Below are 21777 nucleotides of genomic sequence, written 5' to 3' on the forward strand. Positions count from 1 at the left end.
CTCCTTGCACTTGATCTACTTGACGGGGGTGGTCAGGACTTTGTCGTCGCTATCCGCAACGAACACCGCAAGCAGCTTCGCAGGCCTGGACCTGCTTGCATTGCGGCTTATACGGTGGACGGCGCCGGGCTGCTCGAAAAAACTTTCGCCGGCATGGTAGATGCGCTTCGGGCCGTCGTTCACTTGTGACTCGATGTCGCCCGATACGACGTATGCATAGATGAAAGCGGACTTTGCATGCTCGTGTGCTGGCGATGCTCCGCCGGGGGCGTAGTCAACGACTACGGCGGTCAACGACTTGCCCGGGATGTTGGGAATAGCGTGCTCGAAGTTTGGCGTGACGGTTTCACCCGAGCCATGTGCAGCGGCAGGCATTGCAATGGTGAAGGCAATCCCTGTGCAGGCGGCACCAACGACAGATCGAATGTTCATAACGATGAGGCTCCTTGATATCACCGCATTGTGGTTGCAGACGGGAGCGGAGGAAAGGACCAGGAATGAACATTCTTGATGCACCATGAAGCGATGACGAAGCCCGTCTATGCGGCCGGAGCGATCAAGGCCAGTGGGGAGAGCGGCCATATTGCAATGGTACATTCAGAATGCTCATTCCTGGTGCTGTTCTATGGCCTTAGGGAAGCGTAGTGTTCTCAGTGTAATGAGCCCAGTCGGTCCTGACCGAAAGGTCCCCGGCGGAGCGGTTCGGAACTGCACGAAAACGGCCGAACCGGGCAGCAGCCATCCAGACAATGAGTACCGAGATGAAGCAAGGCAAAGTTGCTCCGACTAACGGAATAGTCGACGTTTCGATCCCTGACAGTTTATTGACGCGTGAGGCTACGCAGCTTATACGCGACACCGAAAGCGAATTGCTATTTAATCACTCGACCCGCGTGTACCTTTGGGGCGCGCTACTCGGAAAAAGAAGAAATCTGACCTTCGACCCAGAGTTGCTATACGTCGCAGCCATGTTTCATGATATTGGGCTGACATCAATCTATTGCGAAAGCCAGCTTCGCTTCGAGGTGGATGGCGCGAACGCCGCGCGCGATTTTCTGCGGAGCCATCACATCTCCGAGGGCGATATAGATAAGGTCTGGATGGCTGTTGCACTCCATACGACTCCGGGCATTCCCGAGCACATGCATGGAGAAATCGCGCTGGTACAGGCCGGAGCCGGAATGGATGTGGCGGGACGTGGCTTTGAGCAGTTCACCGACGAACAACGTACCGCAGTGGTTGATGCATATCCTCGCGGCACTGATTTCGCCACCAGGATGATCGATGCCTTCTATCACGGTATGAAGCATCGACCGGGCAGCACCTTCGGCACCTTCAACGATGATTTCCTCGCCCATACGGACCCGAGCTTCGAGCGGGTGAACCTGTGCAGCGTCATCTTGAAGTCGGATTGGGAGCGGCGAACAGTTCGCGAAATGCCCGATTTCTGAGAGCTCGGGTTTCGTTTTATTACCCCTCGTGCGAAGAAACGGATTCTACTTGTGTGCCGTCGTGAAACACGGACGCATTCTCCCTTGGGTGACGGCTGCGAGTCTCGCGCCCGTCACGCGCGCCGCCGATCCACGACTGACGCGTTGGGTGCTGCATTGGCAGATCGATTGCGGGAGCGGCGTCCTGGCGGCATGCATGCTCAGACACGGGTACGAATAGAACGACGGCGTATCGCCTGATGCGTCGTCTGTTCGTGGGCGATAGCTGAGGCCCTGACGCGTCGCACTATCGACCAACATCAGAACCACAGCGTCGCCCGCACGACGAGCCCGCGCGCACGCGCGGCCGATGTCAACGGCAGCCGATATTGCACGGTTAGCTCGGCCCAGCTTGCAGGCGCGCTATATCGACTCTCGCGAAACCAGAAGCGGAACTGAACGCCGGGACCGATACCGATAGCCGTCTGATCCGTCTGGCGATTATCGTGATCGCCCGCCAGGGCAACGTGCGGGTACACGGTGAGGTGATCGCTGATCGATGGCAGCGACCACGTATGACCATAGCGGAGTTCCGAATAGAGTATGTACCGGCCTTGCTTGAAGAAATAGTCAGCTTCCGCATAGACCTGCCAACTGCGCCAGCTCGGTTCGGTCACCATGAGATCAGTGCCTGCCTCCGACGAATAGCCAAGCCGCACTAACCAGTCGTTCACCGACAGGCTGCCGATGCGGACCAGCCGCTCGCCGGAGATGACGAGATTCTGGCTCGCGAGCGGCTTGTAACGCGCTCCGACAGAACCCTGCACCGTCGGCATACCCGTCACGTTGCCTGCGCCATCGTAGGCAGTGCCGTAGGCACGGGTAAAGAACTGCAGGATTCGCCCGTTGTCGTAGCCAATGCCAGGCGGCTGCCAATATGCCTCGATGCCCGGCTGCAGCACATCGATCGTACCCGCCTGACTGAATGCCGATTGCTGATAGGGCAAGCTGAGCACAAAGCCCCACCTGCGTTCCAGTTGCTGGATCTCCCGGCGATATCCGAAGCGGCGCTGGTCATCGAAGGTGCGCTCGGCGTCGTCGGCGTCCAGGCTGTGCTTGAAGTCTGCGATTGCCTCATCATTCCCGCCGAGCCGCTTGGCGGCGTACGCAGCATCGGCATAGTTTCCGGCATTTCCCGCTCCGCCCGCGAAACCCTGCCTGAACGCCTCGAGTGCTTCACTATCCTTTTTTTCCCGCAGCAAATCGTAGGCCTTTTGCAGCGTTTTCCGGGCCGTGTCGTCTTCCGGCTCTGGCTGCTGCGCAAACGCAATCACCGACGCTGCACTCTGTTTTTCCTCTTCCGTCGACGCGCGGCTTTGGGCCAGTTGCGCCGCCTGAATCGCACCGGCACGGTCACCGTTACGCAAGCGCAGTTGCGCAATTCGAAGCTGTACCGCGCTGTCCGGTTCGCTTTCAAGAGGAGCAAGCGCCCTGGCGGCCTGATCGGGTTCGTGCGCGGCGAGCGCGGCGTCGCTCCAGGCAAGACGAAGATTGCGCTCTTCCGTGACGTTCCATCCGCCCTTCTGCAACGCTGCAGCGAAGTCGCGCGAAGCGACGTCATTGCGGCCCTGCTTCTGTGCGAGAAAACCGTGTTGTGCGAGAACCCGGCCATCCCCCGGGAAGCGTTGCAAGAGCGCCTCGGCCTGTGCATCGGCCTCAGCAATCTTCCCTTCCCGGACGTACACGTCGAGCAGCAGCAATCCAGTCTGACGACTCCCCGGCTGCGCCTTGACAGCCCCTAACGCAAACCGTTCGGCGCGCGGCAGATCTCCGGCAGCAATCGCCTTATACGCCGAGTCTGCGAGACGATAGGCTCTCGCTGTCAGCGTGTCCGTGCCGTTTGCCTGTGCATGGATTGCGATCGACATCGCGACTGCCAGCCCGCCGGTACGGACTAGCAGCCGCTTTAAATTTCGCGGCATTTTGGTTTTCACGCAGCTCCCCCTGACTTCTAAAAGCGCGCTACGCGCCGACTACTATCGCCGGCGCTGCGACTCCGTTCTAATTCGTCAAAGCGCGCATGCCGCGCCAGTTCAGCAGTGAGGTCGAAATCGCTTGCAATAAAGTAAGCGACATTGGAGGGCACGCCACGCTTCACGATCTCCCGCTCATCTTCCGAAAGCGGACTTCCGACTGCGACGTTCAATGTGCCGTCGTCCGAGACGGAAAATGGGACCGCCCGATACGCGTGCTGCAATTCGAACGCCAACGTTTCAGAAAAGTGTCCCGCAGCAACATTGTTCAGGCTGACCCGCGGCAAGTCAGCCTGATCTGCTAAAGCATCGGCGAGCGTCTCAGTGCTAATCGCGTCGCTTTCGACGAGCAGTTCACCCAGACGCTTGCCGGAGCTAGCCTGGCGCGTGAGGTACTCCTCCACTTGCGCCGTACTGAGCAGGCCCCATCCGACAAGGATTTCGCCGAGCTTGCGGCGCGCCTTACCGAGCTCCTCACTCGACAGGTAGGTGTGGCTCGTCTTGTCCCAGGCAATCGGCTTGCCGGTCGCGAGATGTTTTAGAAAGATTCGCCACGCGCGGCAGACAGCAAAGAAGTTGATGAAATTGTTTACGAAGATGCGCGGCACCGAAAGGAGCCCCTGTAACGGCCCATTGAGCTTGCTGACGAAGTAGTAGCGTTCCGCGAGCCGCACGAAGAGCAATGCCGCATTGACCGATAGAAGCGGATACAGCCATGTGTCCAGCACGCTGTTTGACATATCGGCGGGCGCCGCAGACAACGTCGCATGCAGGGAAGCAAGCACGAGATAGTTGAGCAGCACCACGTAGGCGATCACAGATACGATCGACGTCACCATGCCTTTGCGATCGCGGAAAAACATGTAGCGTGTCCAGAAATTCCCTTGCCACCGCAACTGCTGCCAACCCTGAAACGCGATGCCGAGAATCCAGCGCGCGCGCTGACGATACGCCGTACGGAACGTGCTCGGAAAATACTCGCGTGTCGCCAGCAGATTGCTCGCTGAAGCGCGCCGGATAGCACGGCTTGCAGTGTCGCCGGTCGCGGCTTCCGTCATCGGGAAATGAGCGAACATCTCCTTCATTCCCAATGCTCTTAGTCGAAAGCTGAAGTCGTAGTCTTCAGTCAACGAGTCGGTGTTGAAGGGGCGACCTTCGCGTTCCGCCATCACCGCCTCGATCGCGCGCCGACTGTAGCAGGACGCGACACCCGCCCCTGGAACGACGCCCGTCAGCCTCTGTCGCGTCGGCATATCCTTCTGATGGGTTTCACTAAAGTCGTCCATGTAGGTGCCGGCAACGAACTCGCTCCATTTGCGCGGCAGCGAGAGGACAGGCAACTGAACCAGGTCGTGTTCCGCGATCGCATAGTTGAAGTACTTGAGCTCGATTGGATGAATGACATCCTCGCAGTCGTGCATCACAACGCCCGCAAAGCTAATGTGATGCGTTTGCTCGTAGCGAAGAATCGCTGCAATGATCCAGTTGAGGCAGTCGGCCTTGCATGTCGGCCCATCATTCAGGTCCGTCGCACGAGTGACACGATGTGGATAACGACGCACCATGCGCTCGACCTCCGACGTCGTCTCGGCATCGTTGTGATAAGTCCCGACGAAAATCACATAGCGCTCGTACTCCATGGTAGAGAGTGTGTTTTCGATCATCCTGGCGATGACATCGTATTCCTTCCAGGCAGGCACCATGATCGCGAGGTACTTCTCTTCTAGCGAGCGCAATTGCGCCACATCGATCGAAACCGATTTCTTCCCGCTAAGGAATCTTTTTATCTGGAATAGCCAGTAATACGAATCCAGCATGAGATCGTCGACTGTGCTGATGAAAATCACCACGGCAGTCAACAAAGCCACTATATTCAGTACCTCGAAGTACCAGATCCACATCGGATTCGCGTGCATTTTCCTTCATCCCCGTTTTTTTCAGCTTCTCCGCGAAGCGCGTCCCGTCTCGCCGGGCTAAATTTCCCGGCGTAGCAGGATCTCTCTGAGCATGAAACGCGTGCCTTGCTAACTGGCGCGCAGTGCCTGAAGGCCCGACACCATCCCCGACACCATTGCACCCTGTACAGCAGCGGCGAATGGAAAATGGCTCTGCGAACTCACCGCCGGCAATCGTAAGAGCGCATCGACGATCTTCTCGCTCGCATGCCCGTCTCCATATGGATTGGCCGCATGCGCCATGGCGCCGTACTGAGTCGAGCTGTCGAGCAGCACACGGGCCTCATGAACGATGCGCTCGGTGTTCGTGCCAACGAGCCGCGCCGTTCCCGCCGACACCGCTTCGGGACGTTCCGTGGTATCGCGTGTGACCAGAACGGGCTTGCCAAGCGCGGGGGCTTCCTCCTGAATGCCGCCCGAATCCGTCACGATGAGATACGCGCGCGACATCAGAAAGACAAAGGGCAAATAGTCCTGAGGCTCGATAAGGTAAATGTTGGATTGTCCCGCGAGAATTTCCTGCACGGGCGCCCGGACATTCGGGTTGAGATGGACGGGGTACACCAGCTGGATATCGTCGTGGCATTGAGCCAGCTCGCGCAACGCCTGGCAGAAATGCCGGAATGGTTCGCCAAAGCTCTCGCGCCGATGCCCTGTGACGAGGACAAGCCGCCGCCGCGGGTCCAGGAACGGATAACGTGCGGCGATGCTTTCCGCAAGAACGGGATCGTCGTCCAGGCGGTCTTTGACCTGCAGCAGGGCATCGATGACGGTATTACCCGTCAAGACCACATGCGCGTCTGGTACGCCTTCGCCAAGCAGATTGCGCTTCGCCATTTCGGTGGGTGCGAATAGCCACGACGATACTGCGTCGGTCACCCGTCGGTTGAGTTCTTCCGGCCAGGGGGACCATATATTGCCGGTTCGAAGTCCTGCTTCGACATGGCCAATCGGAATGTGACGATAAAATGCGGCAAGGCTCGCTGCGAGCGTCGTTGTGGTATCGCCATGTACCAGTACGACATCGGGCTTGCTGGTTTCATACACTGCGCCAATTCCCTGCAAGATGCCTGAAGTCAGATCGCTTAGCGTCTGGCCTTTGCGCATGACGTTCAAATCGAAGTCCGGCTCTATGTCGAACAGTTCGAGTACCTGATCGAGCATCTCGCGGTGTTGAGCCGTCACGCAGACCTGCACGTTGATATCGTTTCGGGCCGCGAGCGCACGCACTACGGGCGCCATCTTGATGGCTTCTGGCCGTGTGCCGAACACAGTTAGCACTTTTTTCATGTCATCCTCTATGCACTGTCGAACTACGCTGATCGCACTCCCGTGCGCGACTCGATACCACAATCACCTGCTCATGCCAGGCCCCGCACCGCAACGCAGTTGCTCATTGCGATTTCCATGGCTTTACCGATCTCTGCGGAGATGAACATCCAATGCGAGACAGTTGTCGGCTATCCCTCGTGAGAGGAAAAACCTCTTCAATACGCAAACAGTCGCTAACCACAGACTTCATACTCGACGTCTCGTTGAATCCCATCTGTTGGGTCACGCACAATTATTTCGTAATTCGTTGCGTCTTCCTCAACATTGACGATATGTGAACTGTGAACCGGCGCGAGTTTTCTCGTGAAGTTGCGGCGATCCGGTACATCACGCATCGGCCCGTTCCGGGCGAAACGCAGATGCAAACGCACCGCCTCACTGACGGTCTGAATCGCTGTCAGTCGTAGATGGTCTGGCGAGAAAAGAGATTGCGGCCTAGTTGAGAAGATGAAGACGAGCGCCGCATCAACCGCATCGCATAGTCCTCAATCGAGTTGATATGCATAGGCGAGCAAACAGCACGCGGCTTGCGACTCGACGGTGAAAGCGCTTTCACATCGGAACACACGTACGAGTCCATGCCCTCGGAAGGCTGATTAAACACCTACTCCAATTCGAATAAGGCAAACGCGGAAACGGTTATGCCTTTACTTAAAGTCGAATTTCACAAAAACGCTAAACCAGAACCATCTCGAAACCAGCATCGGGTTAACGCTTGTCGAATGGTCAATAGGCAGTATCGAGTTCATCAAAATTGACCACGTCTCATTTGCATTGTGTTGTTTCGTGCATGTCGCACTGGTGGTCCGAGAAATTCGACCGAAGCGAAAGCCGGATACGCCTGCAAACTCATCTTTCTCTCCGCAATCGAAGCTATAAGAACAGCAAGACGGAGCCCCGTACCGATACAAACGTTTGCCGAAAATAACGGCTGACGGAACGCCGGGTCAACGAACCCGAGAGACGCTGCGACCTCAGCACCGAACCATGTCGCGTTAACCCTGTACGCGTTCAACGTTGGCCGGAGATGTTATGCAAAGTCCATTTAAAAACCGGATGCAAAATGCGCATGCTCCGTCTACATATAGGATCTCGAATATTTGTTCCTGTTTGAAGAATAGTGATATACGCAACTTGACTTCAGACGAATTAGAGTGGCTTGTAATTCGTCTATATTTTGGTATCCAAAATATATTTGCGTATCTTGCTTATGCGGCTTACCAAACATTTCCGGCAACATACCGCGAGTATCTTCAAGACGAACGAGATCTCCATCACGTTAAAACGTGGACAAGCCGACGATTCGAAACGTAGCCCATGCCGCGATTTGTTCGAGGAAAGCAGAGGCGACAAAAAAGAGCGAGGAGACGAACGTTCGTCGACTGTCGATGAAACAACAAAATGGCTGTTTACAGGCTCAGAAGAGACCCGCGTTCGGTTGCGATGAACCGCAACCTGAAAAAACACGCTCCGGCTCATATTCCTTGCTTGCTCATGGCATCACGCATTTGCATCCAATGTAAATGGAGAACTCAGATGACACCGCTAAAGCTTATCGCTAGCACCGTTTTGTGTAGCACCTGCCTCTGCGCAACGTGGAGCGCTACAGCAGAAGAGATTGTCAGCGTGATGAATTCCACTGCGGTAGCGCTTCCAGGCGGGCTTTCGGTGACGCCCAATTTGCGCATTTACGGGAAAAAGCCACCCATGCCGAAACCGGGCTATACGGTGACGCCACCCGAAAGACCCCCCGTCGTTTCCATGGTTTCACCTGGCATGCGAGATCAGGATAAGGACGATCTCGAACGGGGACATGGTCAGCGGACTGGTCAAAATATGCGGAAGTTCCTCGGCGCGGATGGTGCATTCGCTCGTCAATAACGACGCGCAAACAGGGAGTCTGATCATGAAAAAGGTTTTGGCGATGGCTGTACTCGTCTGCACAATCTGTCTGGCGGGCGCACCGGGTCCGGTACGCGCACAATCGACGACGGCGAAAGTACTCGTGCTTTACGATGCTCCCGCCAACGACGTCTATTCGAAACTGGGTCTTGCGTATGCGATCATGCTGCGCAACCTGATCGGCCACTTCAATGCAACGGTCGATCTCGCCCCCGTCAACAACTACACGGCGGGCACGCTTGCGCCCTACTCCGCTGTCTTCTATATCGGCAGCTACTACGGCAATAGCACGCCCACCGCTTTCCTCTCTGACGTATCGGCGAGTACCAAGACCGTCGTCTGGTTCAAGTACAACATCTGGAACCTCGCATGGGACCAGACGTATAACTTCACGGGGAAAACGGGCATGACGTTCTCGGGTCTGCGTGGTCTTAGCACGACGCCGTCATCGAGTAATCCGACGCCCGATTTCTTCGACACGGTCAGCTACAAGAATCTCAATATGGTCAAGTACTACTCCTTTAATTCCACGTCGGGCACTGTCAGCGCCGACCCGGACATCGGAGTCGTAGCGATCGCGGATTCGACGAAGGCATCGACGCTTGTCACGATCAAGGACAGTCAGACCAATGAAGTCGCGCCCTATGTCGTCAAGGCCGGCAACTTCTGGTATTTCGCCGATGTACCGTTTTCGTTCATCGGGCCGCGCGACCGCTACCTCGTGATCTGCGACATGCTGCACGACATTCTGCAGAGCGGTGCGGCTACCAGCCATCGGGCTCTCGTGCGGCTGGAAGATGTCAGCGCGGTTACGACGGTCAGTTCAATGAAATCGCTGACGGACTACCTGTACTCCAGGAGAATTCCGTTCTCGATCGCGACAATCCCGCTGTATACAGATCCGCTCGGCGTGTACAACGGTGGCGTCCCGCAGACCATTCATCTCGCGCAGGCGACGGGATTAAGACAGGCGCTGAACTACGCACTTGCACGCGGCGGCAAGATTGTGATGCACGGGTACACGCACCAGTACAACTCGGTTCCCGACACCGAAAATGCCGTCAGCGCAAACGATTACGAGTTCTGGTACAAGCCTGAGGAACGTCCGGTGGACGAGGACTCGACTCAGTGGGCATCCGGCCGTCTGACGTCAGGTTTGCACGAACTTTCTCAGAGTGGCTATACGCCTTTTGCCTGGGAAGCGCCTCATTATCAGTCATCGCCACTTGCGATCAAGGCCGTGCCGCCGCTCTTCAAGAAGACATACCAGCGTGTCGTGTACTACACGTCCGATACGCCCCAGCTCAATTCGAATGTGCCAAACAAGGACTTCGAGGTTGGCCAGTTCTTTCCGTACATCATCAGGAACGACTACTACGGACAACTGGTATTGCCCGAGAACCTTGGAAACGTCGAGTACAACATCTGTTCCATCGACCCGTATTCGTGTCTGACATACACGGCGCAGGACATTCTGACGAATGCCCAATATGCGCTCGCCGTTCGTGACGGATTCGCGTCGTTCTTCTTTCATCCCTTCTGGCTCGAACCTGATTTAGGCCAACCCGGGCTGACGGATTTCAAGTCGATCATCACGGGGATCATGGGACTTGGTTACACCTTCGTCGATGCGAGCGCCGTGCAGTAGCGGACTCGATACCTGATCTACGAAAACTGACAGTTCGACATGGGAGGCGACCATGTGTGGAATCGTTGCGGGTGTTGCCCTGCAAAGAAGTATCGTTCCTGCCTTGCTTGATGGGCTCAAACGGCTGGAGTATCGCGGTTATGATTCGTGCGGAGTCGCCGTGCTCCAGGCGGGAGGGCCGCGTTGCATTCGCACCCTTGCGCGGGTCGAAGCACTCGAAAGCGATGTGCGAGCAGCCAACCTCGACGGTTCCACAGGAATCGCCCACACACGCTGGGCGACGCACGGCGTGCCGGCGATCGCAAATGCGCATCCCATCTTTTCCCATGACCAGATTGCGGTCGTGCATAACGGCATCATCGAAAATCACGAGGCGCTGCGCGAATCGCTTGTCGAACAGGGTTATGAGTTCGTCAGCCAGACCGATACAGAGGTCATCGCCCATCTGGTTCACAGCCATTATGAGGGCGACCTGCTGGCCGCCGTGTTCGATGCGGCGCGTATGCTGCAAGGCGCCTATGCGATTGCGGTGATCTGCAAGGACGAGCCGCAACGCGTAATCGGCGCGCGGCAGGGCTCGCCGCTGGTGGTTGGTCTGGGTCCTGATGGCGCTTTCCTGGCCTCTGACACCTTCGCGCTGTCCACCTACGCGAGCGGGATCATTTATCTCGAAGATGGCGACGTTGCTGATCTGCGTTCCGGCAACCTGCGCATTCTCAACAGCGCTGGCGAAACCGTGGTGCGCGGGGTGAACCAGATCACGGAGCAGGGAGGGGATTCCGAACTCGGCGCCTATCGCCACTACATGCAAAAAGAAATCTTCGAGCAGCCGCTTGCCGTGGCTCGAACGTTCTCCATGGTTCGCTCGCTCGATGCCACACTGTTTGGCACCGTCGACCCCAATGCTTTCTCCGGGGTCGACAATGTTCTCATGCTTGGCTGCGGCACGAGCCACTATTCGGCGCTCACCGCACGCGGCTGGTTCGAAACGATCGCTGGTATTCGCGCTCATGCGGAGATTGCGAGCGAGTATCGCTATCGCGACTACGTGCCCCAGCGAGGCACGCTCGTGGTGCCCATCTCGCAGTCCGGCGAAACCGCCGACACACTGGCCGCATTGCGCTACGCGCAATCGGTCGGTGAGGCACTCACGCTGGCGATCTGCAATGTTGCGACGAGTGCGATCGTGCGTCAAAGCAACTGGGCTTTCATCACCCAGGCGGGGCCCGAGATCGGCGTCGCCTCGACCAAGGCTTTCACGACGCAGCTCGTCGCGCTTTTCCTGCTTGCCCTTACGCTCGGGCGGCAACGCGCACGGTTGAGTGCGGGGCAAGTGGCGAAGCACCTTCGGGACCTTGCTGCGTTACCCGACGCGATACGCAGCGTGCTTGCCCGCGAGCCTCAGATCATCGGGTGGGCGCAGGAATTGCGAAGAAAGGAGCATGCGCTCTTCCTCGGTCGCGGGTTGCACTACCCCATCGCGCTCGAAGCGGCACTGAAGATGAAGGAGATCTCCTACCTGCACGCTGAGGGTTATCCTGCCGGAGAGTTGAAACATGGTCCGCTTGCGCTCGTCACCGAAGCGATGCCTGTCATCGTCAGTGCGCCGAACGACTGCTTGCTGGACAAGCTCAAGGCAAACCTGCAGGAAATCAGCGCGCGAGGCGGAAAGCTTTATGTACTCGCGGATGCCAATACCCGGCTGCAAGCTGCTGAAGGGATGCGAATCATCAGGCTACCGGACTATTACGGCTTCCTCTCTCCACTCCTGCACGTCGTTGCGTATCAGTTGCTCGCTTATCATGTCGCGTGCTTACGTGGCACCGATGTCGATAAGCCTCGCAATCTCGCCAAATCGGTAACGGTTGAATGAATCGTCGCCGCCAGACCGGCGGGCTGACTCGCAACTGGCGAACGGAAGATGCATCGGAAGAGTCGGAGTCCATCAAAGCACTGTTGACACTGCAGGGCCGATTTCGATCCCCGCTCTCGTGCAGTCTCCATCCCCTGATCCGGCGAGGGCCGGCAAGGATTTTGACGCCCTCGCCGTTACTCCTCGCGCTGTTCGCCCTTAGCCCATCACGCGCAACGGCGGCAGCAACGCCCGCCCTTCCTGCGCCGATGTCTCCGGCCAGCGCAGCCGCTCGACCGTAATCTGCCGTCGCGGCGCCTCGCTCACGAACGCATCGAGCGTCTCGCGAATATCGCGGTCGATGAAATCCGCGCGCTCGGCGTCGATCAGCACGGTCGCGCGGTCCGGAATCTGCGCGAGACAGTGCGTGAGCATCGGCTTCGACAGGAACGTCGCGTCCTTGCGCAGGCACAGCAGAAAATGGTCGTCGTGACGCGTCAGCGTGAAGGTGCGCGACAGGTTCGCGCGCATCGCGAGCAGCGCGCTCGTTGCGATACCGATGCCAATGCCGATCAGCAGGTCAGTCGCGAGTACGCCTGCGATCGTCGCCGCGAACGGCACGAAACGATCGATACCTTCGCGCGCCATTGCCGCGAACAGCGCCGGCTTCGCGAGCTTGTAACCGGTGTGAATCAGGATCGCCGCGAGACACGCGAGCGGGATCAGGTTCAGCACGGCTGTCAGCGCGAACACGCTCGCCAGCAGCAACACGCCGTGAATCACGGCCGACATGCGCGTCTGCGCACCCGCATGCACGTTCGCCGAACTGCGCACGATCACGGCCGTGAGCGGCAAACCGCCTAGCACGGCCGCGACCATATTGCCCACGCCCTGCGCCTTCAGCTCGCGATCCGGCGACGCGCGGCGGCGCCTCGGGTCGATCTGCTCGACGGCTTCGAGACTCAGCAGCGTTTCCAGACTCGCGACGACGGCGAGCGTCAGCGCGACGCGCCACACGTCGGCATCGACGAGTTGCGTGAGGTCGGGCATCGAGATCACGCCCACCAATGCGTCGAGCGAATCCAGCGACATTAGCGACACGCGATGCTCAGCGGGCAACGCAAGCGCGGGCGCAAGCACATTGAGCGCAAGCGTCACGCCGATGCCGAGCGCGACGACGGCCAGCGGCCCCGGCAGCATCCGCGTGATCGCAAGACGTTTCGCGCGCGCCGTCTCCCATGCAAACAGGATCGCGACCGACACGACACAGATCACAATCGACACCGGCGATACCCGGCCGAACGGCGTCGCGAGCGTGGCGGCGTGTGCGGCGTTCGCATCCGCGCCCGTGATGAGCCCCGCGCCCAGCGGAATCTGCTTGACGATCAGCATGATGCCGATCGACGCAAGCATGCCTTTGATGACGGCGACGGGCACGAAGCTCGCGAGCCGCCCCGCGCGCAGCAGGCCGAAGCCGATCTGCAGCGCGCCCGCAATCAGCACGGCGGCGAGAAACGCGGAGAAACTGCCGAGCGAAGCGATCGCCGAGACGACGATCACGACGAGGCCCGCGGCCGGGCCGCTCACGCTCAGGTGTGAGCCGCTCAGGAGCGCGACGACCAGTCCGCCGACGATGCCCGATACGACGCCCGAAAACGGCTCGGCGCCGGACGCCGTGGCGATGCCCAGACATAACGGCAAGGCGACCAGAAAGACGACGATGCCGGCAAAAACGTCGCTGCGCAAAGTCGATAGACGGGAGACAGAAGGTGTGTGCATGGTATTCGCGAGGTCGAGTTGAGCCACGCCGCCCGGCGATGGGCGCGGGCGGCTCGTTAGTCAGATCGTGAAAAGGAGTTTGTTTCGAGGCCGGTTACGCTGCGTCGCGCATGTCGGCCATCTGCTGCGCTTCTTCCATGTCGGTGAGTTGCATGAGCAACCCTTCGCGCAGCCCGAAGATCCAGCCATGCACCTGCGGCGGACGGGACGCGCGGCGCACGATCGGCGATTCGCGCAACAGCCGCACCTGCTCGATCACGTTCAATTCCGCGAAGCGATCGACGCGTTCGTCGAAATCGGCGATTGCGTGCAGTTCCTCGCGGTGCCGTTCAGCCAGTTCGCGCAATCCGGCGATGCGGCGGTTCACGACGGGCAGCGCATCGGACGGAGGCGACAGAGCCGCGCGCGCGCCGCCGCAATGGTGATGTCCGCAGATGATGATGTGTTCGACATTCAGCGCGTGCACCGCGTATTCGATCACGCTCGACGCATTGCCGTCGTCGGACGTATAGAGGTTCGCGATGTTGCGATGGACGAACAGTTCGCCAGGCTGCGCATTCGTGATGCGCTCGGCGGGCACGCGGCTATCGGAACAGCCGATCCACAGAATACGCGGCTGTTGTCCGCGCGCCATTTCCGTGAAGAACTCGGGCTCGCGCATCGACACCTCCTGCGACCACGCGAGATTGGACAGCAACAGACGTTTGGGGTGATTCATCAATCGGGCTCCTGCCGGGTCTGAATTGAACAGGGTCGGCTGTCCGTCGCGGACAAACGCGATGGTGATTACGAACAGCTTACGGCAAGAAGGTTCCGAAAAAAATCGACAAAAATCATTTGATGCTGACTGCATCCGATGCCCGGATAGCGTGCATTCATGCGGCTTTCCGCACTGATGTGTCATTTGCGTGATCCGCTGCACCTTGGTGGGGCGTCCCTCTTACCTCAAGCACGGTTCCTCGAATAACAACCACAGTTCGGAAATGCCGATGCGCTTGCATACTCTTTCCGAATACACCAGCGGACGGCCGCTCAAAGTCAGGCCGCGAACTGTAGAGGTTGTGCTTGCATTGCTGGTCGCCCGAGCACAAGATCGCTTGCACGCTCGGCCAGCATGATGGTCGCAGCGTTGATGTTCGCGCTTGGTACAGACGGCATGACCGATGCGTCGATGACACGCAGTCGTTCTACGCCCCTCACCTTTAGATCGGGACCCACGACAGCGGACGGATCGTGCTTCGCTCCCATCTTGCAAGTTCCGCAAGGGTGATAGGCACTTGATGCGTCCCGTCTGATGAACTCGTCCACGGCCGCCATCGCAGTTACATCGACGCCCGGCATGTCTTCACGGTAATGAAAGCGACGAAAGGCAGGTTGTCGTGAAAACAGCAGGCCGAGCCGTACCGACTCGCGCATCACGCACCAGTCTTCCTCGGTGTCCATGTAGTTCGGATCTATCGAAAGCGGGTCTTCGGCGTGCATCGACTTCAGTCGGACACGCCCACGACTGGTGGGGCGCATCGGACCTACTCCGATGCGATATCCGTTTGTTTGCCGAGTGGGTATCCAATCCTTGTTGAAGAACACCGGGAAGAAGTGAAACTGGATATCCGGATGCGTAATGTGAGGTGCGCTCTTCAGAAAGGCGCCGACATGGCACTGGTTGACGGATGCAACGCCCGATTTGAAACCGAACCATTGCACGCCAGCCCACAGCATTCGGTGAAGCTGCAGTTCCCGGTTGAGCGAGACAGGCTCCCTGGTTTCGATCTGGATGTGACATTCCAGATGGTCCTGCAGATTTTCTCCGACCCCGGGCAACTCGACTCTTGGGACGATGCCTTTTTCCTTGAGATGATCGCCCGGCCCGATTCCTGACAACATCAGCAGTTGCGGGGAACCGAAGACACCCGCGCAAAGTAAAGTCTCCTTACGTGCAGTGACGTTTACGACAGAGTCGCCGTGCAGCACCTTGAACCCGGTCGCACTGTTGCCGATGAGGTTGATCTGCTCGAGTGTGCTCTGCGTCCAGATCGTAAGATTACCGTCATCCCTGCGCGAGCGAAGGTAGCCGTATGAAGCGCTGTTGCGAATACCATGATCGACGCTCATCTCGAAGCGCGACACACCTTCCTGCCGGTATCCGTTCACATCGTCGGTGAGTGGAAAGCCCGCTTCGATACCCGCATCGAGAAAGGCCTGGTTAAGCGGACAGAGAGACTCCTGACGCTGCGCATGAATGAACCCGTCGGTACCGCGATAAGCGCTGACTACATCACTCCGCTCGATCTTGCGGAAGTACGGCAGACAATCCCTCCAGCCCCAACCGGTCGCCCCTTCCTGCTCCCAGCGCTCATAGTCGAGCGGATGACCGCGAAGCCATGTCATACCGTTGATGGATGATGAGCCGCCGAGAACGCGACCGCGCGGCTGCTGGATGCGGCGGTTGTCGAGGTTCCGCTGCGGCTCGGTCTCGAACCAGTAGTTATATCGCGAGCTCGGCTTGAAAATCGATCTGAGGCCAGCGGGCATTCGGATCACCCACGAATTGTCACGTGGGCCCGCTTCGATCAGCAGTACCCGATTGCCAGCATCAGCGAGCCGACGCGCGAGCACGCAGCCAGCCGAACCCGCTCCGCCGATTACATAGTCGAACTCCACAGCCTCGCTCATGATCACGCCCTTGTCGCTGCGCTGCCATCGTCGTGATATGTGTAACGCGTTTCGATCGGCGCGTAGATCTCCCACGTCGCCTGCGCGCCGTCGCCGATCGAGACGAAGTCTCCCGCTTCGATGTCGAGTTGCACGCCATGTGCGAAAGTCAGCCGTGCCCGGCCTTTAACGACGTAGAACGTCGCGCCCGGTACATAGCGATGCTGGAACGTGTTGCTGTCGCAATGCCACGTTTCCCAGTCGGCAGTCGTGTGCTCGATACCGGCGGGCGCTCGTTGTCTGGAAATGGATGGTGTCGTGGTGGAAGCGTTCATGTCGGATATGAAGAGTGAAAGCTGGAGTTGACGCAAACTGAAGAGCAAGGCGTCCGGGTTCATCGTCGCGTGTTACGCAGGCTTACTTCGTCCACTGCTGAACCAGCGTGCGGTTCGCATCGATCCAGGCCTTTGCGCCTTTCTCGGGGTTTGACGCACCTTGCTTGATGATTTCCGACATTAGCCCGCCCAGCGAGTTGTCATCCATCTTCCATTGCTGCAACCACCGCTCGACGTCGGGATGCTGCTTCTTGAATGCCTGGGTCTCGATGCCATAGATAGAGTCGGTCGAACCGTAAGCACCTTTCGGGTCCTTTAGATATTTGAGCTTGTACTTGGACCAGATCCAGTGAGGCTTCCAGAGCGTCACCACAATAGGCTCCTTGCGCTGAACTGCTCGCTCAAGCGACAGGACCATCGCAGACTCGGACGATGACTGAACGTCATAGTCGAGCTGATAGGTGGTCTTTGCCCTCTCCGTCAACTGCATGAGGCTGCTGCCGGAATCGATGCCGACGATCTTCGGGCGGCCACTGGACGCAAAGAGACTTTTGTTCGCATTCAACTGGTCGATGCTGTCCACGGCAACATAGTCAGGAACGACGAGGCCCAGATTGGCCTCCTTGAACCACGGCCCGATCTGCACCACTCTGTCCTTGACCTTGTCGAACGCAGGCTTGTCGCCTGACGGAAGCCAGACTTCGAAGGTCAGATCGATCTTTCCCTGTGCGACGCTGTTGTAGATAAGCGCCTTGTCCGCGTTCTGTAACTGGACCTTGACGCCCTTCTCGTCGAGAAGAACTTTCCACATGTTTGCGACGGCGATGTTCTCCGCCCAGTTGTTCACGCCGATCGTGATCGCCTTGTCCTCAGCGCGCACCGTGGCGCCGGTTAGCAGAAAGACTACGGGCAGTAGCCACTTGAACAATCCCAGCAACTTGGTCATTTTCTACGCTTCCGTTTAAAGGTTGAAACCGTCCAGCACATGCAGCGCCGTCTTGCTTATCGCAGCAGTGTTTCTTCGAACGGAAAAAGTGAAAGCAGGCGCGTTCCCGTCTCCGTCACGAGCAATTGCTGCTCGAGCTTCACGCCTTCCTGTCCGCCCTCTTCGCCGATGTAGCTCTCGACGCACAGCGTCATTCCCGGCTGGATCTCACCGTCGTAGCCAGAGGTGGCGAAGTCCGCGTGATGGTAGAGGTACGGATATTCACCCGTCATCCCGCACCCGTGTGCCGACAGGTAATAGCGATTCGCGTGATACTTGTGCGGGATGTTCCAGGCCTTGTCGCTGTACTCCCTGAACGTCATGCCCGGACGAATGATTCCGATGTTGTGATGCACCTGCTCGTAAGCGAACTTGTAGATCGTGCATTGGTTCTCGCTCGGCTTATCCGGTCCTGCATGGAAAGTGCGAGAGAAGTCGGAGTAGTAGCCATGACAGCCGACGACATCAGTGTCCAGCGCGATCAGCCGGTTCGGTTCGATCACATGACTCGATGTTTCCTGAAACCAGGGATTGGTTCGTCTCCCGGCGCTCAACAAGCGCGTCTCAACGTAGTCCCCATCCTGGGCAATAACCGATTGATGAAGCACGGACCAAAGCTCGTTCTCCGACATGCCGGGCCGGATCGCGTCCCGAAGCTTCCCGACGGCGACTTCTGTTGCCCGCAGCGAAGCGATGACGCACTTCAATTCCTCGGCCGACTTGATGGCGCGTGCCATCTCGATCGGCTCCTGTGCGTCCACCAGACGCACGCCGTGCCCGGCCAACGCAATCGCGACTCCGGCGTTCATGCGCTCGATACCGACCGTGGGCTTCTGACCGACGAGTTCAGTCAGCGTGGCCGCGATGTCGGCCGCCCATGCCTTTTCCCGCGCCGCGATGGCCGGACCTGCCGCGACGAAGCTGGCAGTCGACGATGAACGAACTTCGTCGATGGTCTCGAGGCCATTGGCGAGGTGCTCGCAACCGGTGAACTCGAACAGAATCGTCCGGCTTTCCGTGACGATGAGGTAGCGCGAAGGCGTGTTACGCGCGCAAAAAATCTGCATGTTGCGCGCGCCCGTGGCGTACCGGATGTTCACCGGGTCGCTGATGATCAAGGCCGCGATATCGCGCTTTCGCATTTCCGCCCGAACTCGCCCAAGGCGATACGCTCGCACCGACACGAGGTCGATTTCAGAGCCGTGCAAAGAGCGATCGAGCGACTGACGATCGGAAAGATCGCGGCGCTCGCGGTGCCAGTTTAGCGTGGTCATAAGAACGTCCAGATGGGGAAAACACCAACCTCTAGTTATAAAGCTTGTCGCTGCGGCCGATGCGCTGAATTACGAAATTCGCTGCCATGAAAACGACTTTACGAGTTACCAATTTCGCTGTACACAGATGAAATCTCATGTGCATCGATAACCCCCCGTTATGAAGAGCTTGCGCCATCGCCTTCCGCCGCTGACCAGCCTGATGTTTTTCGAGGCAGCGGCCCGGACGTTGAATTTCACGCGAGCCGCGGAAGAGCTTCACGTTTCACAGGCAGCGGTAAGCAAGCAGATTCGCCAGCTTGAGGAGGGGCTTGGGTTTGTACTCTTCGAACGGGTCGGTCGACGGGTACAGCTGTCGCCGCGCGGAACGCAGCTTCATAACAAAGTCAGCGCAGCGTTCAATTACCTCGCTGATGCCGTGGACGAGATCAGCGACAAGCGGAGCGCGAGTATGGTGACGGTGGCCGCCAACACGGCGATCTCGCATTTCTGGCTGAGTGAGGTCATGAGGGACTTCCGTGATCGCAATCCGAGCTTCGCGGCGAGCATTCGCACCATCACGTCCGATCAGCCTTCTGATCTTTTTAACGACAGCGTCGACCTGGCCGTGGTGTATGACCCGGGTCAGCGAATCCACTGGACGGCGCAGTTGTTATTCGAGGAAGAGATATTTCCTGTCGCGAGTCCGGCTTATATCGAAAGCCATCCGCTGCTCGGCGACGGTCCTGAAGCATTGCTGTCACAGGTGCTTCTCGAGTATGAACGCGTCCAGCCAAACTGGATCAACTGGTCTATCTGGTTTAAGTCGCTAGGAATTGAACCGGGCCGCGTGAAGGCGACCGAGTATGGCAACAACTACATCGTGCTTGTGGACGCCGCCACGCGAGGACGAGGCGTGACGTTGGGCACTCGCTATCTTCTTGACGCGGAAATTCGCAGTGGACGACTGGCGCGCCTATCGTCGTTGAGCGTGCGCCCGGGTCGCGGCTACTTTCTGATGCGCAATGACCAGCGTCCACTCGGTACCGACGTTGAACAGCTGTATAGCTGGATCGCCAGTTACCGGGTGAACTAGGATATTCGCGCGGCAAGGCGAGGCATGCATAGTCGACCCGGACTCATATTCACCGTCGGCCAGGTTGCGCGAAACGGATGTTCACTCCAAGTACGCCGCATGCGTGTGAGTGGCGGGCTTTCGGCCGAAAAACCGGCATATGGCAGGAGGCCCGTACAAAACCGGTCTCAAGCGACCGCTGCTCTATCGTTGCCGACTATCTGACCTGTCAGGAACGATCATGGAGCTTCGGCATCTTCGCTATTTCATCTGGGAGGACAGCAAGCGGGCCCGGTGCAGCCGGTCGAGATTTGCCCTTCCAGATGTCCCTTCTTACAGTATTCTTGACATCCATTTCCGCTATGCGAGATCCGGTGCCCAGACGAGCTTCGCAGAACGTCGCGATAGCAAGCAATGAAGCGACTGCGTCCCCAACCGGATTAGTTTTCACGTAAGCACGTGCTCGATCTCTGCTTTCTGCTCATCGAAAACCCGGCGAACGAAAGCCGGTACCACAGGCGAACGCAGACATTGCTGGATCTCGGCAATGTTCGGCTTCGGGGCCTTCTACGGAACCGAGGGAACTAAGACGCGTTGCAAGAAGACCGCTGAAATCTTGCGCAAACTCAAGACAAAATTGGGCCGCATCCACGGTCGGCGCGGGAATCTCAATCAGGTCGCCGGCAGGACCAAACCGGTGGATGTCATTTGGTACGAAGTAGCGCCCGTCCGTCCACGCGGTTATCACCGGATTACCGTCATGAGCAGCTGCATTTCTGCTGAGCCAAATGAACTTCCATGACGCAGGCCTTCGATGTCGCTCCACGTAATCTTCGGCTTCAGAAACGTTGAGCCGGCATCTTTAAGAGGTTGGACGGTGTTGCTAAACGCTGAGAACGCGTAGACGATCCTGTTTTCGGTTCGTCCGACTCCCTGTCGCCCGCTGAGGAATCGGTGCATTGATTGATCGCAGCATTCGACGACTGAACGCAAGCAAAAATCAAATTCTTTGAGCTTCAACGTGAAGAAGCTGGACACCCAGCGGCGGTGCTGATCTTGCGTAAGGCTCGTGATCGGAACGCTCGGAACGCCCCAATTATCGAAAACCGGATTGTACGACCGCAGTCTGACTCATCCGAGCCTAGCCGAGAGCCACACTTGAGCCTCACCGCCGAACAACTGCGACGGTCAATACGGCCAGTTCGCACTGCACCCAGATGTCAGTTGAAAACACCTCGGCCGATTACCTTGACCCGCCCCCGCCGTTCCCACCTCCTCCGTTCCCGCCTCCGCCGTTCCCGCCTCCGCCGTGACCGCCTGCACCGTGACCGCCTGCGCCTGCACCGCCTGCGCCCGCACCGCCTGCGCCCGCACCGCCTGCGCCCGCACCGCCTGCGCCTGCACCGCCTGCGCCCGCACCGCCTGCGCCTGCACCGCCTGCGCCCGCACCGCCTGCGCCTGCACCGCCTGCGCCCGCACCGCCTGCGCCTGCGCCTGCACCGCCTGCGCCCGCACCGCCCGCGCCGTGACCGCCTGCGCCTGCACC

The 21777-nt window shown here is 58.5% G+C and carries 15 protein-coding genes; 4 read left to right on the forward strand and 11 right to left on the reverse strand.

Features of this window, described 5'->3' with window-relative positions:
* Positions 1-15 precede the first annotated feature (15 nt).
* Positions 16-432 (reverse strand): cupin domain-containing protein, encoded by a 417-nt coding sequence (locus BMW76_RS31140; protein WP_090872260.1) that lies wholly within the window; start codon positions 430-432, stop codon positions 16-18.
* Between the two features lie 329 nt (positions 433-761).
* Between BMW76_RS31140 and BMW76_RS31145 the strand changes: the two genes are divergently transcribed.
* A complete protein-coding gene (locus tag BMW76_RS31145) occupies positions 762-1451 on the forward strand; it encodes an HD domain-containing protein (protein ID WP_090872262.1) in 690 nt (229 codons plus the stop codon).
* Positions 1452-1750: 299 nt separating this feature from the next.
* On the opposite strand, the gene BMW76_RS31150 is transcribed toward BMW76_RS31145, so the two are convergent.
* The 3 genes from BMW76_RS31150 to wecB form a co-directional block, all read right to left on the reverse strand.
* On the reverse strand, positions 1751-3424 hold the full coding sequence (locus tag BMW76_RS31150; RefSeq protein ID WP_245763447.1) for an NfrA family protein: 1674 nt from the start codon (positions 3422-3424) through the stop codon (positions 1751-1753).
* A 17-nt stretch (positions 3425-3441) separates the two neighbouring features.
* The gene (locus BMW76_RS31155) at positions 3442-5364 is read right to left on the reverse strand and encodes a glycosyl transferase family protein (protein WP_090872264.1); all 1923 of its coding nucleotides are present in this window, start codon (positions 5362-5364) and stop codon (positions 3442-3444) included.
* Positions 5365-5487: 123 nt separating this feature from the next.
* Positions 5488-6708 carry a non-hydrolyzing UDP-N-acetylglucosamine 2-epimerase gene (gene wecB / locus BMW76_RS31160; protein ID WP_090872227.1) on the reverse strand — a complete coding sequence of 407 codons (1221 nt, stop codon included), beginning with the start codon at positions 6706-6708 and terminating at the stop codon, positions 5488-5490.
* Positions 6709-8656: 1948 nt separating this feature from the next.
* Here wecB and BMW76_RS31165 point away from each other — a divergent pair.
* A complete protein-coding gene (locus BMW76_RS31165; RefSeq protein ID WP_090872265.1) occupies positions 8657-10300 on the forward strand; it encodes a DUF2334 domain-containing protein in 1644 nt (547 codons plus the stop codon).
* Positions 10301-10352: 52 nt separating this feature from the next.
* Complete coding sequence (gene glmS, locus BMW76_RS31170) at positions 10353-12173, forward strand: glutamine--fructose-6-phosphate transaminase (isomerizing) (RefSeq protein WP_090872229.1); 1821 nt, start codon at positions 10353-10355, stop codon at positions 12171-12173.
* A 198-nt stretch (positions 12174-12371) separates the two neighbouring features.
* Here the strand turns inward: glmS and BMW76_RS31175 are convergent, their stop codons facing one another.
* From BMW76_RS31175 to BMW76_RS31200, 6 genes are all read right to left on the reverse strand, one after another.
* A complete protein-coding gene (locus BMW76_RS31175; protein ID WP_090872231.1) occupies positions 12372-13931 on the reverse strand; it encodes a SulP family inorganic anion transporter in 1560 nt (519 codons plus the stop codon).
* 94 nt (positions 13932-14025) lie between these two features.
* Positions 14026-14649: a carbonic anhydrase gene (locus tag BMW76_RS31180; RefSeq protein WP_090872233.1), complete on the reverse strand. Its 624-nt coding sequence runs from the start codon at positions 14647-14649 to the stop codon at positions 14026-14028.
* Between the two features lie 320 nt (positions 14650-14969).
* Positions 14970-16604 (reverse strand): choline dehydrogenase, encoded by a 1635-nt coding sequence (locus BMW76_RS31185; protein ID WP_090872235.1) that lies wholly within the window; start codon positions 16602-16604, stop codon positions 14970-14972.
* A 2-nt stretch (positions 16605-16606) separates the two neighbouring features.
* On the reverse strand, positions 16607-16918 hold the full coding sequence (locus BMW76_RS31190) for a cupin domain-containing protein (RefSeq protein WP_090872267.1): 312 nt from the start codon (positions 16916-16918) through the stop codon (positions 16607-16609).
* An 82-nt stretch (positions 16919-17000) separates the two neighbouring features.
* The gene (locus BMW76_RS31195) at positions 17001-17864 is read right to left on the reverse strand and encodes a glycine betaine ABC transporter substrate-binding protein (RefSeq protein WP_090872238.1); all 864 of its coding nucleotides are present in this window, start codon (positions 17862-17864) and stop codon (positions 17001-17003) included.
* A 56-nt stretch (positions 17865-17920) separates the two neighbouring features.
* A complete protein-coding gene (locus BMW76_RS31200) occupies positions 17921-19177 on the reverse strand; it encodes a M24 family metallopeptidase (RefSeq protein ID WP_090872240.1) in 1257 nt (418 codons plus the stop codon).
* A 160-nt stretch (positions 19178-19337) separates the two neighbouring features.
* Here BMW76_RS31200 and BMW76_RS31205 point away from each other — a divergent pair, with 160 nt between their 5' ends.
* Positions 19338-20252: a LysR substrate-binding domain-containing protein gene (locus BMW76_RS31205; protein ID WP_090872242.1), complete on the forward strand. Its 915-nt coding sequence runs from the start codon at positions 19338-19340 to the stop codon at positions 20250-20252.
* Positions 20253-21419: 1167 nt separating this feature from the next.
* On the opposite strand, the gene BMW76_RS41380 is transcribed toward BMW76_RS31205, so the two are convergent.
* A partial coding sequence (locus BMW76_RS41380) for a hypothetical protein (protein ID WP_218162566.1) occupies positions 21420-21777 on the reverse strand: 358 nt, incomplete at its 5' end.

The organism is Paraburkholderia diazotrophica (genome assembly GCF_900108945.1).
In the GTDB taxonomy this organism is placed as follows: domain Bacteria; phylum Pseudomonadota; class Gammaproteobacteria; order Burkholderiales; family Burkholderiaceae; genus Paraburkholderia; species Paraburkholderia diazotrophica.

Excerpts from the sequence above, each read along its gene's own strand:
- BMW76_RS31140 (WP_090872260.1), bottom strand. The coding sequence starts at position 432 with ATGAACATTCGATCTGTCGTTGGTGCCGCCTGCACAGGGATTGCCTTC.
- BMW76_RS31145 (WP_090872262.1), top strand. The coding sequence starts at position 762 with ATGAAGCAAGGCAAAGTTGCTCCGACTAACGGAATAGTCGACGTTTCG.
- BMW76_RS31155 (WP_090872264.1), bottom strand. The coding sequence starts at position 5,364 with ATGTGGATCTGGTACTTCGAGGTACTGAATATAGTGGCTTTGTTGACT.
- wecB (WP_090872227.1), bottom strand. The coding sequence starts at position 6,708 with ATGAAAAAAGTGCTAACTGTGTTCGGCACACGGCCAGAAGCCATCAAG.
- BMW76_RS31165 (WP_090872265.1), top strand. The coding sequence starts at position 8,657 with ATGAAAAAGGTTTTGGCGATGGCTGTACTCGTCTGCACAATCTGTCTG.
- glmS (WP_090872229.1), top strand. The coding sequence starts at position 10,353 with ATGTGTGGAATCGTTGCGGGTGTTGCCCTGCAAAGAAGTATCGTTCCT.
- BMW76_RS31175 (WP_090872231.1), bottom strand. The coding sequence starts at position 13,931 with ATGCACACACCTTCTGTCTCCCGTCTATCGACTTTGCGCAGCGACGTT.
- BMW76_RS31180 (WP_090872233.1), bottom strand. The coding sequence starts at position 14,649 with ATGAATCACCCCAAACGTCTGTTGCTGTCCAATCTCGCGTGGTCGCAG.
- BMW76_RS31185 (WP_090872235.1), bottom strand. The coding sequence starts at position 16,604 with ATGAGCGAGGCTGTGGAGTTCGACTATGTAATCGGCGGAGCGGGTTCG.
- BMW76_RS31190 (WP_090872267.1), bottom strand. The coding sequence starts at position 16,918 with ATGAACGCTTCCACCACGACACCATCCATTTCCAGACAACGAGCGCCC.
- BMW76_RS31195 (WP_090872238.1), bottom strand. The coding sequence starts at position 17,864 with ATGACCAAGTTGCTGGGATTGTTCAAGTGGCTACTGCCCGTAGTCTTT.
- BMW76_RS31200 (WP_090872240.1), bottom strand. The coding sequence starts at position 19,177 with ATGACCACGCTAAACTGGCACCGCGAGCGCCGCGATCTTTCCGATCGT.
- BMW76_RS31205 (WP_090872242.1), top strand. The coding sequence starts at position 19,338 with ATGAAGAGCTTGCGCCATCGCCTTCCGCCGCTGACCAGCCTGATGTTT.